Raw genomic sequence first — 13,138 nt, forward strand, 5'->3', positions numbered from 1 at the left:
CCGGTGACGGCTCCCGCCCCGGCGACCGTACGCGGGTCGACGTACACAGGTCGAGAAGAGAGAACGCGAGCATGACCGTGCAGACCGAACGGCCGCCCTCGGGCCCGGCGGACGTCCGCAAGGCGGACGGCGGGGGATCCGGCGGACCGAGAACGAGAGCCGCGTCGCGCGTCGGCGCCCTCGCCCCGTACCTGTTGCTGCTGCCCGCCGTCGCGGCCTCCGTGCTGCTGCTCGGCTGGCCGCTGCTGAAGGACGTCCTGCTGTCCTTCCAGAACCTCAACATGGCGCAGCTGATCCAGCACGTCACCGAGTGGAACGGCGTAGAGAACTACAAGGAGACCCTCACCAGCGAGCAGTTCTGGCGGGTCACCCTCCGCTCGATCCTCTTCACGGCGGCCAACGTCGCCCTGATCATGGTGCTCGGCACCCTGATCGGCCTGCTGCTCGCCCGCCTCGGCAGGCGGATGCGTTTCCTCCTGCTGAGCGGCCTGGTGCTGGCCTGGGCGATGCCCGTGGTGGCCGCAACCACCGTCTACCAGTGGCTCTTCGCCACCCGCTACGGCGTCGTCAACTGGGTGCTGGACAAGCTCGGCTGGCACTCCATGGCCGACTACAGCTGGACCAGCAGCCAGATGTCGACGTTCTTCGTCGTGACCATGCTGATCGTCTGGATGTCCATCCCGTTCGTCGCGATCAACCTGTACGCGGCGACCACCACCATCCCGGGCGAGCTCTATGAGGCCGCGTCCCTCGACGGCGCCGGCGTCTGGCGGAGCTTCACCACGGTCACCATGCCGTTCCTGCGCCCCTTCCTCTACGCGACGACCTTCCTGGAGATCATCTGGGTCTTCAAGGCGTTCGTGCAGGTCTACACATTCAACGAGGGCGGCCCGGACCGGCTCACCGAGATCCTGCCCGTGTACGCCTACGTCGAGGGCGTCGGCAACCAGCACTACGGCATGGGCGCGGCGATCGCCGTCCTGACCATCCTGATCCTGCTCGGCCTGACCGCCTACTACCTCAGGATCGTGCTCAAGCAAGAGGAGGACGAGCTGTGAAGCGCTCGCTCTTCGGCCGCGTCTGGCCCAACGCCACGGCGGTCGTCCTGTTCATCGGCTTCGTCTTCCCCGTGTACTGGATGTTCGCCACGTCCCTCAAGCCGCGGGGCGACATCCTCGCCGACAACCCGGTCTGGTTCCCGACCGACATCACCTTCGACCACTTCAGGACCGCGACCGGCGCCGACCACTTCTGGACGTACGTCACCAACTCGCTCACGGTGACGGTCCTCGCGGTCGTCTTCTCCCTGATCATCGCGCTGGCCGGGTCCTTCGCCCTGGCGCGGATGCGGTTCAAGGGGCGGCGCGGCTTCGTCATCGGCTTCATGCTGGCCCAGATGGCGCCCTGGGAAGTCATGGTCATCGCGATGTACATGATCGTGCGCGACGCGTCGATGCTGAACAGCCTCGTACCGCTGACGCTCTTCTACATGATGATGATCCTGCCCTTCACCATCCTGACGCTGCGCGGCTTCGTCGCCGCGGTGCCCAAGGAGCTGGAGGAGTCCGCGATGGTCGACGGCTGCACCCGCGCCCAGGCGTTCCGCCGGGTCATCCTGCCGCTGCTCGCGCCGGGCCTGATGTCCACCTCGCTGTTCGGCTTCATCACCGCGTGGAACGAGTTCGCCCTCGTCCTGGTCCTCAACAAGGACACCGAGGCCAAGACGCTGCCGCTGTGGCTGTCCAGCTTCCAGACCCAGTTCGGCGACGACTGGGGTGCGACCATGGCCGCGTCGTCCCTCTTCGCCATCCCGATCCTGATCCTCTTCGTCTTCCTCCAGCGCAAGGCCGTCAGCGGCCTGACCGCCGGCGCCGTGAAGGGATAACGCCACCCGATGACGACCATCGCCAGCGGCACCGACACACTCACGCAGAACGCGCTCACCGTCCTCCAGCCCGGCTTCTCCGGCACCACCGCCCCCGACTGGCTGCTCCGCCGGCTCGGCGAGGGCCTGGCCTCCGTCGCCCTGTTCGGGCGGAACGTCAGGACACCCGAACAGGTGGCGGCCCTGACCGCGCAGCTGCGCGCGGAACGCGAGGACGTGCTGGTCGCCATCGACGAGGAGGGCGGCGACGTCACCCGCCTCGAGGTGCGCACCGGCTCCTCCTTCCCCGGCAACCACGCCCTCGGCGCGGTGGACGACGTGGGCCTCACCCGCGAGGTCGCCGCCGAACTGGGACGCCGGCTCGCGGACTGCGGCGTCAACTTCAACTGGGCCCCGTCCGCCGACGTGAACTCCAACCCGGACAACCCGGTCATCGGCGTCCGCTCCTTCGGCGCGAGCACCGACCTGGTCGCCCGGCACACCGCCGCCTACGTCACCGGCATGCAGTCGGCGGGCGTCGCCACCTGCACCAAGCACTTCCCGGGGCACGGGGACACGGGCATCGACTCCCACCACGCCGTGCCGCGCATCGACGTGGACGCGTCGGTGCTGGCCGAGCGCGACCTGGTGCCGTTCCGCGCGGCCATCGCCGCCGGCAGCCGCGCGGTGATGAGCGCCCACATCCTCGCCCCGGCGCTCGACCCGGACCGCCCGGCCACGCTCTCCCGCCGCATCCTGACCGACCTGCTCCGCGGGGAGCTGGGCTACGAGGGTCTCATCGTCACCGACGGCATCGAGATGCGGGCCATCTCCGGCACCTACGGCATCGAACGCGGCAGCGCCCTGGCCATCGCGGCGGGCGCCGACGCGATCTGCGTGGGCGGCGGCCTGTGCGACGAGGGCACCGTGCGGCGGTTGTCCGACGCTCTGGTGGAGGCCGTCCGCTCGGGCGAGCTGCCCGAGGAGCGGCTGGCCGACGCGGCCGACCGGGTCCGTGCCCTGTCCCGCTGGACCGCGGCGAACCGCCCGGACGCCCGCACGGCCGGTGCCCCGGACGAGGAGGTGGGCCTGCGCGCGGCACGCCGTGCCCTGCGCGTCACCGCGACCGAGGGCTTCGGCCCGCTCACCGCGCCGCCGTTCGTGGCCGCCCTCACCCCGGTCGCCAACATCGCGGTCGGCGACGAGACCCCCTGGGGCGTCGCCGCCGAACTCCGCCGCCTGCTCCCGGGCACGGAGACCGGCAGCTTCACCGGACCCGACGCCGGACACGAGGCGCTGGCCGCGGCGGGCACGCGCCGGGTCGTCGCCGTCGTCCGCGACGAGCACCGCCACCCATGGATGGCGGCGGCCCTCGACACCCTGCTGGCGGCCCGGCCCGACACGGTGGTCGTCGAGATGGGCGTCCCCCGGGCCGAACCCCGCGGCTCCCTCCACCTGGCCACCTACGGCGCGGCCCGCGTCTGCGGCCGGGCGGCGGCGGAGGCGGTCGTCGGAATCTGACGACGCCCGCCGTGCGAACCGATCGGGGGGTGCGGGGACTCTTCCCGGTCTACGCGGCGCGCTTGAGTTCGGCTCGGCCGAACAGCAGCGCGTAGCCGGTGGGGAGCTGGTGCAGGATGCGGGTGATGAGGTCGGGCCCCGCGTGGGCGGCGACAGCGGCGAAGACTGAGCCGGTGTCCCAGCGGGTGGTGGCCAGGGAGGCCCCGGAGCGGGCGGCGAGGTCCTTGACGAAGGCCCATCCGGTCAGCGGCCGGGTGTCGGGGATCTGCGCGGTCAGGACACGCGCGGCCTCCCGGGGCAGGCAGGCGGCCAGGTCGACGCGTTCGTCGCCGGTCAGCCGGCGTCCCAGCCCCGAGAGGACCAGGCGGACGGCTTCGTCGGCTCGCTCGAGGGTGGGGTAGGCGCCTTCGTAGCGGACCTTCTCCAGCATCTGCTCGTACGCCGTCCCGTACGGCTGCTGGTGCTCGGACGGTGCGCGCACGTCGGTGATCACTGCGGTGCATGCCTTTCGTGCAGGGGTGCGGGTGTGTGGCACCGGGCCGGAAGGGCAGACAGGTGGGCTGTGGGCGGTGTCCCAGGTCGCGGTCTGCTCCGTCGGCAGCGGTTCGGTGCTCTGCAGCGGGTCGAGCAGGTGCGGAGGGCGGGATGAAGGGGGGAGACCGGGTGCCCGCCCTCCGCACCGTCCGGCCGTGTCAGCCGGCGATCTCCTTGCGGCCGGTTCCGACGCCGATGGAGATCTTGCGGGGCTTGGCGCGCTCGGCGATCGGGATGCGCAGGGTGAGCACGCCCGCGTCGTAGTCGGCCTGGATGCGCTCGGTGTCGAGGGTGTCGGCGAGCACGATCTGGCGGGAGAAGACACCCAGCGGCCGCTCGGACAGTTCCATCTGCACGTCGTCGGCCTTCGCCACCGGTCGGCGCTCGGCCTTGACCGTCAGCATGTTCCGCTCGACGTTGATGTCGATCGCGTCCGCGCTGACGCCGGGCAGGTCGAAGGCCACCACGTACTCGTCGCCCTCGCGGTAGGCGTCCATCGGCATCGCCGACGGCCTCGACCAGGTGCCCGGACCCATCAGCTGCTGCGTCAGCCGGTCCAGCTCACGGAAGGGATCAGTGCGCATCAACATCGTGAATACACCTCCAGCAGGTTCAGGCAGTTGCTGCCAATGCGCTTCACTGACACTGTTGTAGCATGTCATCGAATGGATGACAAACGAGATGTCATCTTCACAATGACAAGCCCGAGGGGGTGCCCGTGACCCCGGCCGACCAGCCGTCCCCGTCCCGCACCGACGCCCACAGCCCGACGTCGTTCCTTGCCGCCGCGGCGGCCCTTGACGCCATAGACAACGTCCTGCGCGAGGCCCAGCAAGGGGCCGAGGGCACTCCCGACACCCCCGGTCCCGGGCCGGAGCAGGCGCTGGCCTCCCTGATGCTGCTGGGCCAGGTACGCGAGCGGCTCGCAGGATGGGAGACCGGCCTGATCGAAACGGCCCGCGACGCGGGAGCCAGCTGGGCCGACCTCGCCCACCCGCTCGGCGTCGCCAGCCGCCAGGCCGCCGAACGCCGCTACCTGCGCGGCCGCCCCGGCCCCGTCGGAACCACCGGCGAACAGCGTGTGACGGCCACCCGCCAGGCGCGGGCCGCCGAACGGAGCACCGCCACCTGGGCCCGCCGCAACGCGGCAGATCTGCGCCGCCTCGCCGGCCAGATCACCGCACTCACCGACCTTTCCCCCGCCGCCCGCGGCCCGCTCGGCGAGCTCCATGCGGCCCTCGCCCACGACGACCCCGCGGACCTCATCGCCCCCTTGGCGGCCACCCGCCCCCACCTGGCCGCCGCCCACCCCGGCCTCGCCGCCCGGCTCGACACCCTGTCACCCCCGTGATCCCACCCGGCGCTCCCCGATAGCGGCGGTCGGCCTCCGACCGGGAATGCAGTGTCGGCGGTACGACAAGGGCGCCGGCCCCCGTGCGGGGTGCCGGCGCCCTTCGCGCGTCCCTCACACCACCCCGCGGTGGGGTGGCCGGGGTGCTGCCGGACCGGTCAGATGCCCTGCCAGTCCGGCTTGTGGGCGTAGGTGTGCCGGAAGTAGTCGGCGAGCTTCAGCTTGGAGGCGGCGGCCTCGTCGACGACGACCGTGGCGTGCGGGTGCAGCTGCAGCGCGGAGGCCGGGCACACGGCCGCGACCGGGCCCTCGACGCTCGCGGCGACCGCGTCCGCCTTGCCCTCGCCGGTGGCGAGCAGCACCACGTGCCGCGCCTCCAGGATGGTGCCGATGCCCTGCGTGATCACGTGGTGCGGCACCTGCTCGATGTCACCGTCGAAGAAGCGCGCGTTGTCGACGCGGGTCTGCTCGGTGAGCGTCTTGATCCTGGTCCGGGAGGCCAGCGAGGAGCACGGTTCGTTGAAGCCGATGTGTCCGTCGGTGCCGATGCCCAGGAGCTGGAGGTCGACCCCGCCGGCCGCGCTCAGCGCCCGGTCGTACTCCTCGCACGCCGCCTGGACGTCCGTGGCCGTGCCGTCGGGGCCCGTGAAGGCGTCCATGCCGATCCCGAGCGGTTCGAGCACCTCGCGCCGCAGCACCGAGCGGTACGACTCCGGGTGCTCCGCCGGCAGCCCCACGTACTCGTCGAGCTGGGCGATCCGCGCCCGCGCGGTGTCCACGGCACCCGAGCGCACCTTGGCCGCCAGTGCCTCGTACACGGGCAGCGGCGTGGAACCGGTGGCCACCCCGAGCAGGGCGTCGGGCTTGCGCCGGAGCAGCTGCGCCATGGCCTCGGCTATGAGTTCGCCGCCCGCCTTGGCATCGGGAACGATGACAACTTCCACGCTGGCCTGCCGTTTCGAAGAGAGGACTCACCCGGGGCCCGGGACTGGCTATGTGGTTTAGACCAATCTAACAGAGCAGGGCCCCGCGGGCGCGTCGAATCGGTCAGGCCGACGGAGGTGTCACGTCAGGGAACCTCCCGTCGCGTCGACCCAGCTTCCGGTGACCCACCGGCCCTCGTGCGAGGCGAGGAACGCCACCACGTCGGCCACCTCCGACGGCGTCCCCACCCCGCCCAGCGCGGAGAGTGCCGCCGCCCGGTCCCAGCCCTCCGTGCTGCCGTGCAGCAACTCGGCCGTGTTGTCCGTGTCGATGATGCCGGGGGCCACCGAGTTCACCGTGATGCCGCGGGCGCCCAGCACCTTGGAGAGATCGCGCGAGAGCACGTCCAGCGCGCCCTTCGTCATCGCGTAGGCCACGTTGTCCGGCATCACCGCGGTGCGGGCCAGTCCCGAGGAGACGTTGATGACCCTGCCTCCGTCGCGAAGGCGCCCCAGGCCGTGCTTGAGCAGGAAGAACGGCGCCTTCACATTGACCGCGAAGACCGCGTCGTACTCCTCCTCGGCTATCTCCGCGATCGGATGCGTGCTGCCGATCCCCGCGTTGTTCACCAGGATGTCCAGGCCGTCGGCGTGCCGGTCGAACTCCTCCCACAGCGCCTCGGCGGCCCCGGGGGAGCGCAGGTCGGCCCCGATCGTGAACGCCGAGCCACCCGCCGCCTCGATCGCGGCCGCCGTGTCCTTCGCCGCCCCCTCGTCCCTCCCGTAGTGCACCGCGACCCGGGCGCCGTCACGCCCCAGCCGCTCGGCGATCCCGCGTCCGATGCCCCTGCTCGCTCCCGTGACGAGAGCCGTCCTGCCCGCAAGCGCGCCCATGGCTGCGCCCCCCCTTCGCATTTGAATAGCGGTCGCTACAAAAATGACCGTACAGGAGTCCGGCGACATTTCTCTAGTGCCCGCTATAAAATCCACTCCATGGTGAGCAGGGAGCGCGGCGGCGAGAGCGGTGACGGGCAGGGCGAGGGGCGAAGCGGCGGGCGGGGAGGGAAGGGCGTGCCGTCCGGGGCGCCGTCCGGGGCCGCCGCCGGCAGGGGCCGCGGACGCCCTCGCTCCTTCGACCGCGCGACGGCCTTGGAGGCGGCCCTCATGGCCTTCTGGGAGCGCGGGTACGAGGCCACCTCCGTCTCCGACCTCACGCGGGTCATGGACATCGGCGCCCCGAGCCTCTACAGGGCCTTCGGCGACAAGCGCTCGCTCTTCGAGGAGGTCGTCCGGGAGTACGGCGTGCGGTACGGCTCCTTCGGCGACCGCGCGCTCGCCGAGGAGCCGACCGCCCGTGCGGGGATAGAGAGGATGCTGCGCGAGGCCGCCGACGAGTACACGGTCCCCGGCCGGCCGCACGGCTGCCTCGTCGTCCACGCCGCCGCCAACTGCTCCACGCCCGAGGTGGAGGAGTCCCTGCGGGTACGGCGCAACGCCAACATCGCCGCGATCGAGAACCGGATCTCGGCCGACGTCGCCGCGGGCGTGCTGCCGCCGGGTACCGACGCCGCCGCCCTGGCCCGGCACGCCGGCGCGATGATCCAGGGCATGTCCCAGCAGGCGCGCGACGGCGCGAGCCGGACGGAGCTGGAGGCGCTGGTGGAAATTGCCCTGGCGGTCTGGCCCCGCGGCTGAGCCAACAGGGTTAGGCTGCTGAGGGTGCCCGGACGCCTGGAATGCAGGCGGATCGCGCAAGAACAAACACGGTCCACCGCATGGACACGCTTAGTGGTCTAGTCCAGAATGGTGACGAGACGCTGATCGTGCCACTCACGCGAAGTGATCGTCAGGCTTCCGCCTTCCCCGCACAGGAGGGCGGACCGAGGAACCGGAGCTCTCTGCCCTGACTGCCCCGGCTCCTCATCCTTCGGCCGACCGGGACCGCACACCCCACGGCCGATGTTGCTCCGGGCTGCGGTGCCGGGAGGGTTGAGGGTCCCTCCCAGGCGCCGCGGCCCGCGGGTGTACCGCCAGGTACGCTCAGCCCCGTGCCCTCCATGAACGAACTCGTACGCCAGCACACCGCGCTCGACGACTCCGACCTCGAGTGGCTCCACCTGCTGGTCTCGGAGTGGCAGCTCCTCTCCGACCTCTCCTTCGCCGACCTGGTCCTGTGGGTCCCCACCCTTGACGGCACCCGGTACGTCTCCGTCGCCCAGATGCGGCCCAACACCGGCCCCACCTCCTACCAGGACGACATGGTCGGCCACCTCGTCCCGCGCGGCCGGCGCCCCATGCTGGACGCCGCCCTGGACGAGGGCCGGATCGTGCGCGAGGGCGACCCGGAGTGGCGCGAGGAGGTCCCGGTCCGGGTCGAGTCCATCCCGGTACGCCGTCAGGGGCGCGTCCTGGGAGTCATCGCCCGCAACACCAACCTGCTCACCGTGCGCACGCCGAGCCGCCTGGAACTGACGTACCTGCAGAGCGCCTCGGACCTCGCACAGATGATCGCGGCCGGCGCCTTCCCGTTCGAGAACCAGCAGGTCGACATGGACGCCTCGCCTCGTGTCGGCGACGGCCTGATCCGGCTGGACGCGGACGGCATCGTCCAGTACGCCTCCCCGAACGCGCTGTCGGCCTACCACCGCATGGGACTCGCAGCCGACCTGGTGGGCTGCCACCTGGGCCGGACCACCGCCGAACTCGCCCCGTCCCGCGGGCCGGTGGACGAGGCGCTGGCCAAGGTGGCCAGCGGCTGGGCGCCGCGCGAGTTCGAGATCGAGGCGCACGACGGGGTGATCCAGTTCCGGGCCATCCCGCTCAAGCCCAAGGGAACACGTATCGGTTCCCTCGTACTGCTGCGCGACGTCACGGAACTGCGCCGCCGCGAACGCGAGTTGATCACCAAGGACGCCACCATCCGGGAGATCCACCACCGGGTGAAGAACAACCTCCAGACGGTGGCCGCCCTGCTGCGCCTGCAGGCCCGGCGCATCGAGTCCGACCGGGGCCGCGAGGCGCTGGAGGAGGCGGTGCGCCGCGTCGGTTCGATCGCGATCGTGCACGAGACGCTGTCCCAGAACCTGGACGAGCGGGTGGAGTTCGACGAGATCGCCGACCGGGTGCTGGCGATGGTGGCGGAGATCTCGCCGGGCAAGGTGACCGGCCGGCGCACGGGCCGCTTCGGCATTCTCGACGCCGAGGTCGCGACCCCGCTCTCGATGGTGCTGACCGAGGTGTTGCAGAACGCCCTCGAACACGGCTTCCGGCAGGGCGACACCGGGACGGTCGAGGTCTCCGCGGTCCGCGGCGGCACGCCCAAGGAGGCCCGGCTCCGGGTCACCGTCCAGGACGACGGCGTGGGTCTGCCCCCCGACTTCGACCCGCACCGCTCGGGCAACCTCGGCCTGCAGATCGTCCGCACCCTGGTGGAGGGCGAACTGGGCGGCACCTTCGACATGGTCCCGGCCCCGGAGCGCGGCACTCAGGTCATTCTGGACATCCCCGTGCCCGCGGCGAAGTAGAGCGCGGGGCCGCCGGGTCCTCGGGTGACCCCTGGGGGGTTGGGCGGTCGTCGGAGAGTCCGCGGACAGCAAAAAGCCCCGGACCAGTGAAGGTCCGAGGCCAGTGCTCGTGCGATCGCATCGGGGGTACTGCGCGCTGCGGCTCGGGAGCGGGGGATGCGTACTCGCTGTACGCGCCGCCAAGCTCAGGCAGGGTGGCTGTGTCAGGCGGAGGCCTGACGGGCCCGGTTGCGGGCGGCACGGCGCTTCATCGCGCGGCGCTCGTCCTCGCTGAGACCACCCCAGACGCCGGAGTCCTGACCGGACTCGAGCGCCCACTGCAGGCACTGCTCCATGACAGGGCAGCGACGGCAGACGGCCTTGGCTTCCTCGATCTGCAGCAGCGCGGGACCGGTGTTGCCGATGGGGAAGAAGAGCTCGGGGTCTTCCTCGCGGCAAACGGCGCGGTGACGCCAGTCCATGGCTGCTACCTCTCCTTGGTATTACATGCGGGTTGCTTGTGAATGTGAACGCTTTCACGAATCCCTCAACAAGTGAAGGGCCGACAGCCAGGTTCCCTGGCGTGGTCCTGTGGTTTGAAGAGGGGTTCCGGTGATCTGTGGAGGCCGGTCTTGCGGGCCGTCCCGATCGCCAAGAAGAGACTCGCAAACCTCGGCGGCGGATACAACCCCTTCCGGAAAGTTTTTTTTGATTCTTCGGTGTCGACTAGGTCACAGCCGTACTTCCATGGGGTGGACCCTGGTCTAAACGTTCGAGTGAAAGGACTTTCGCCCCTTCTGCTCACACAATCACACGCAGTGCACGGCGTACGCCTGTGAACGTCACGCTGGTTCGCAGCCCCAGGTGGTCACCGTCCATCTGGAGGGGGAGCGGCACCTTCGAATGCAAGGTGAAGTCGGTCAAGTCGTGCAGGGCGACCGCGTGCCGGCCCCGGGGTCCGCGCTCGGGGGACGAAGTGAGCAACTGGGTGCCATACCGGGCGACAGCGGCCGTCGACAGGCGGCTGAGGCCGAACACGTCGAGCGCGGTGTCGAACGAGGCTTTGGGTGACGCGTAGATCGGGCGATTGCCGAGAAACGTCCAGGGGCACGTGTTCGAGACTATGGACAGCACCAGATCGGTGACCGGGTCCTCGCCCGCCCGCTCCAGGGTGATCGTCCCGCTGCGGCGGTGCGGCTCGCCGACCAGTGCGCGCATCACCTGGCGGACGTAGAGGGCGTGTGTCGACTTCTTGCCGCGCTCACGGTGCTGCTCGACGCGGCCGACCACACCGGCGTCGAAGCCCAGGCCGGCGTTGAAGGTGAACCACCGGGACGGAACCGCCTCGTCCTCCGACCCCGCCGTCCCCGAGGCCAGGCCGAGCCCGACGGTCCGCTCGCTGCCCTCGCGCAGGGCGTCCAGGAGCGCACCGGTGGCCTCCACCGCGTGGTTGGGCAGGCCGAGGGCGCGGGCGAAGACGTTGGTGGAACCTCCGGGGACCACCGCGAGGCCGGGCAGATGCTCCGGATCGGGGCCCGCGTGCAGCAGACCGTTGACGACCTCGTTCACCGTGCCGTCGCCGCCGAGGGCCACCACCAGCTCGATGTCGTCACTCTGCGCCGCGTGCCGGCCGAGGTCGCGCGCGTGCCCGCGGTACTCGGTGGTGACCGCCTCCAGCTTCATCTCGCTGGCGAGGGCGTGGATCAGCACGTCGCGCGTACGCGCACTCGTGGTGGTTGCCGCCGGGTTGACCACGAGAAGTGCACGCATGGTTTGCAGGGTACCTACTGGGTGGTACTCGGCCCAGACCGAGGTGAAGATCGCCGTCGTGGAACCGCGCACGTGATAGGGCGGACACCTCGCGGACGCCGGTGCGCGGAGGGCTACCCTTCAGGGGTGAGCAGTGAGCCGAACCCCGTGTCCGAAGCCGCCGAAGAGGTGGGCTCCCGTCCCCGCCGGCTGACCGCCGCGGCCGCGCTCGCCGCACTGGAGGGTCTGGCGCTCGTCGTGGGCGGCGCGTGGATGCTCGTCGGGGGGCTGACCGGCCATCCCGACGACCGGACCTCCGCGATCACCGGCGGGGTCACCCTGATCGTCCTCGCCCTGCTGCCGCTGCTCGCCGCGCGCGGGCTGCTCGGCCGACGGGGCTGGAGCCGGGGACCTGCCGTGATCACGCAGATCATGGCGCTGCCCGTGGCCTACAACCTGCTGACGACGAACGGCCCGGCCATTCCGGCGGGCATCGTGCTCGCCGTGGTCTCCGTCACGGCGCTGGTGCTGCTCGTCAACCCGGAGACCACCCAGGCCCTCGGTATCCGGGGTCCCGGCAACGCCGAGAAGTAGGGGGGCCGCCGCCCGCCGACGCGGGCGGGTCGGCTACTCCTCGACCAGCAGCTTCTCCCGCAGTTGCGCCAGGGTGCGGGCCAGCAGCCGCGAGACGTGCATCTGCGAGATGCCGACCTCCTGCGCGATCTGCGACTGGGTCATGTTGCCGAAGAAACGCAGCAGCAGGATCCGCTTCTCGCGCGGCGGGAGGTCCTCCAGCAGCGGCTTGAGCGATTCCCGGTACTCGACGCCCTCCAGGGCCTCGTCCTCGGCGCCGAGGGTGTCCGCTACCGCCGGGGACTCGTCGTCGGTGTCCGGCACGTCGAGGGAGAGCGTGGAGTAGGCGTTGGCCGACTCCAGGCCCTCCAGGACCTCCTCCTCGGAGATCGCGAGCTTCTGCGCCAGCTCGTGCACCGTGGGGGAGCGCCCGTGCAGCTGGGAGAGTTCCGCGGTGGCCGTGGTCAGGGCCAGCCGCAGCTCCTGGAGCCGGCGCGGGACGCGGACCGCCCAGCCCTTGTCCCGGAAATGCCGCTTGATCTCGCCGACCACCGTCGGTGTCGCGTACGTGGAGAACTCCACCCCGCGGTCCGGGTCGAAACGGTCGACCGACTTGATCAGTCCGATGGTGGCGACCTGGGTCAGGTCGTCCAGCGGCTCGCCGCGGTTGCGGAAGCGGCGCGCGAGGTGCTCGACGAGCGGCAGGTGCATGCGGACCAGCCGGTTGCGCAGCTCCGCGTAGGCGGGGCTGTCCTTCTCCAGCGTGCGCAGCTCCGCGAACAGGAGACGCGCGCCGCTGCGGTCCTGCGGGTCGTGCCGGGTGCCCTGCGTGCCCCGGGCACCCGGCGCGTCGTCCTCGGAGTGTCGCTCGTGCTCGCTCATCGTCCCGCCCGTTGCCCTTTCCCGAGCCTTCTCCTCCGCTCGGACGGGCCGGACGGGGGTGTCCCCGGTCCGCTGCCCGTCGCCCGGAACGACGGCCTCGGGAGAGGTCTCGTCCTCCGGATGCGGCCGGGCCTGCTCGGGGATGCCGTCGATGCCGTCCGCCGTGCGCCGGGCCTCGTTCGGAGAACGCTCGCCCTCGGCCGGCCGCTCCCGTGTGCCGCGCTCGTCGTCCCGCACC

The 13,138-nt window shown here is 71.1% G+C and carries 14 protein-coding genes; 7 read left to right on the forward strand and 7 right to left on the reverse strand.

The window, feature by feature from the left end:
- Nucleotides 1–71 precede the first annotated feature (71 nt).
- The 3 genes from ACGF3J_RS07180 to ACGF3J_RS07190 are packed head-to-tail and all read left to right on the forward strand — an operon-like array spanning nt 72 to nt 3,385.
- Nucleotides 72–1,058 (forward strand): carbohydrate ABC transporter permease, encoded by a 987-nt coding sequence (locus ACGF3J_RS07180; protein ID WP_161329961.1) that lies wholly within the window; start codon nt 72–74, stop codon nt 1,056–1,058.
- Entirely contained in the window at nt 1,055–1,885 is an 831-nt protein-coding gene (locus ACGF3J_RS07185) for a carbohydrate ABC transporter permease (protein ID WP_161329962.1), read from the forward strand. The genes ACGF3J_RS07180 and ACGF3J_RS07185 overlap by 4 nt, the downstream gene beginning before the upstream one ends.
- Before the next feature lie 9 nt (nt 1,886–1,894).
- Nucleotides 1,895–3,385, forward strand: coding sequence for a glycoside hydrolase family 3 protein (locus ACGF3J_RS07190; RefSeq protein ID WP_393853585.1), 1,491 nt, complete (start codon nt 1,895–1,897; stop codon nt 3,383–3,385).
- A 49-nt stretch (nt 3,386–3,434) separates the two neighbouring features.
- On the opposite strand, the gene ACGF3J_RS07195 is transcribed toward ACGF3J_RS07190, so the two are convergent.
- Together ACGF3J_RS07195 and ACGF3J_RS07200 are read right to left on the reverse strand one after the other, a co-directional pair.
- Complete coding sequence (locus ACGF3J_RS07195) at nt 3,435–3,878, reverse strand: DUF2267 domain-containing protein (protein WP_161329964.1); 444 nt, start codon at nt 3,876–3,878, stop codon at nt 3,435–3,437.
- A gap of 199 nt (nt 3,879–4,077) precedes the next feature.
- A complete protein-coding gene (locus tag ACGF3J_RS07200; RefSeq protein ID WP_161329965.1) occupies nt 4,078–4,509 on the reverse strand; it encodes an Hsp20/alpha crystallin family protein in 432 nt (143 codons plus the stop codon).
- A 128-nt stretch (nt 4,510–4,637) separates the two neighbouring features.
- On the opposite strand from ACGF3J_RS07200, the gene ACGF3J_RS07205 reads away from it, so the two are divergent.
- On the forward strand, nt 4,638–5,270 hold the full coding sequence (locus ACGF3J_RS07205; protein ID WP_393853586.1) for a type III effector protein: 633 nt from the start codon (nt 4,638–4,640) through the stop codon (nt 5,268–5,270).
- Nucleotides 5,271–5,428: 158 nt separating this feature from the next.
- Here ACGF3J_RS07205 and nagB read toward each other — a convergent pair whose 3' ends face one another.
- Together nagB and ACGF3J_RS07215 are read right to left on the reverse strand one after the other, a co-directional pair.
- Entirely contained in the window at nt 5,429–6,214 is a 786-nt protein-coding gene (gene nagB, locus ACGF3J_RS07210; protein WP_393853587.1) for a glucosamine-6-phosphate deaminase, read from the reverse strand.
- A gap of 120 nt (nt 6,215–6,334) precedes the next feature.
- Nucleotides 6,335–7,087, reverse strand: a complete 753-nt coding sequence (locus ACGF3J_RS07215) for an SDR family oxidoreductase (RefSeq protein WP_393853588.1) — start codon at nt 7,085–7,087, stop codon at nt 6,335–6,337.
- 99 nt (nt 7,088–7,186) lie between these two features.
- Here ACGF3J_RS07215 and ACGF3J_RS07220 point away from each other — a divergent pair, with 99 nt between their 5' ends.
- Together ACGF3J_RS07220 and ACGF3J_RS07225 are read left to right on the forward strand one after the other, a co-directional pair.
- Nucleotides 7,187–7,888: a TetR/AcrR family transcriptional regulator gene (locus ACGF3J_RS07220; RefSeq protein WP_393853589.1), complete on the forward strand. Its 702-nt coding sequence runs from the start codon at nt 7,187–7,189 to the stop codon at nt 7,886–7,888.
- Between the two features lie 353 nt (nt 7,889–8,241).
- On the forward strand, nt 8,242–9,717 hold the full coding sequence (locus ACGF3J_RS07225; RefSeq protein ID WP_161329970.1) for a PAS domain-containing sensor histidine kinase: 1,476 nt from the start codon (nt 8,242–8,244) through the stop codon (nt 9,715–9,717).
- Between the two features lie 203 nt (nt 9,718–9,920).
- Here ACGF3J_RS07225 and ACGF3J_RS07230 read toward each other — a convergent pair whose 3' ends face one another.
- Entirely contained in the window at nt 9,921–10,178 is a 258-nt protein-coding gene (locus tag ACGF3J_RS07230; RefSeq protein ID WP_003973730.1) for a WhiB family transcriptional regulator, read from the reverse strand.
- 319 nt (nt 10,179–10,497) lie between these two features.
- Complete coding sequence (locus tag ACGF3J_RS07235; protein WP_393853590.1) at nt 10,498–11,466, reverse strand: diacylglycerol/lipid kinase family protein; 969 nt, start codon at nt 11,464–11,466, stop codon at nt 10,498–10,500.
- A gap of 126 nt (nt 11,467–11,592) precedes the next feature.
- On the opposite strand from ACGF3J_RS07235, the gene ACGF3J_RS07240 reads away from it, so the two are divergent.
- A complete protein-coding gene (locus tag ACGF3J_RS07240) occupies nt 11,593–12,039 on the forward strand; it encodes a hypothetical protein (RefSeq protein WP_393853591.1) in 447 nt (148 codons plus the stop codon).
- A 33-nt stretch (nt 12,040–12,072) separates the two neighbouring features.
- Here the strand turns inward: ACGF3J_RS07240 and ACGF3J_RS07245 are convergent, their stop codons facing one another.
- Nucleotides 12,073–13,137 carry an RNA polymerase sigma factor SigF gene (locus ACGF3J_RS07245; RefSeq protein WP_161329975.1) on the reverse strand — a complete coding sequence of 355 codons (1,065 nt, stop codon included), beginning with the start codon at nt 13,135–13,137 and terminating at the stop codon, nt 12,073–12,075.
- Between the last annotated feature and the right edge of the window lies 1 nt (nt 13,138).

This window comes from Streptomyces sp. NPDC048171 (genome assembly GCF_043202655.1).
GTDB lineage: Bacteria > Actinomycetota > Actinomycetes > Streptomycetales > Streptomycetaceae > Streptomyces.

Bases quoted from the DNA above. Each gene is read 5' to 3' on its own strand.
- ACGF3J_RS07180 (WP_161329961.1), top strand. From the start codon at position 72: ATGACCGTGCAGACCGAACGGCCGCCCTCGGGCCCGGCGGACGTCCGC.
- ACGF3J_RS07190 (WP_393853585.1), top strand. From the start codon at position 1,895: ATGACGACCATCGCCAGCGGCACCGACACACTCACGCAGAACGCGCTC.
- ACGF3J_RS07200 (WP_161329965.1), bottom strand. From the start codon at position 4,509: ATGTTGATGCGCACTGATCCCTTCCGTGAGCTGGACCGGCTGACGCAG.
- ACGF3J_RS07215 (WP_393853588.1), bottom strand. From the start codon at position 7,087: ATGGGCGCGCTTGCGGGCAGGACGGCTCTCGTCACGGGAGCGAGCAGG.
- ACGF3J_RS07220 (WP_393853589.1), top strand. From the start codon at position 7,187: ATGGTGAGCAGGGAGCGCGGCGGCGAGAGCGGTGACGGGCAGGGCGAG.
- ACGF3J_RS07230 (WP_003973730.1), bottom strand. From the start codon at position 10,178: ATGGACTGGCGTCACCGCGCCGTTTGCCGCGAGGAAGACCCCGAGCTC.
- ACGF3J_RS07235 (WP_393853590.1), bottom strand. From the start codon at position 11,466: ATGCGTGCACTTCTCGTGGTCAACCCGGCGGCAACCACCACGAGTGCG.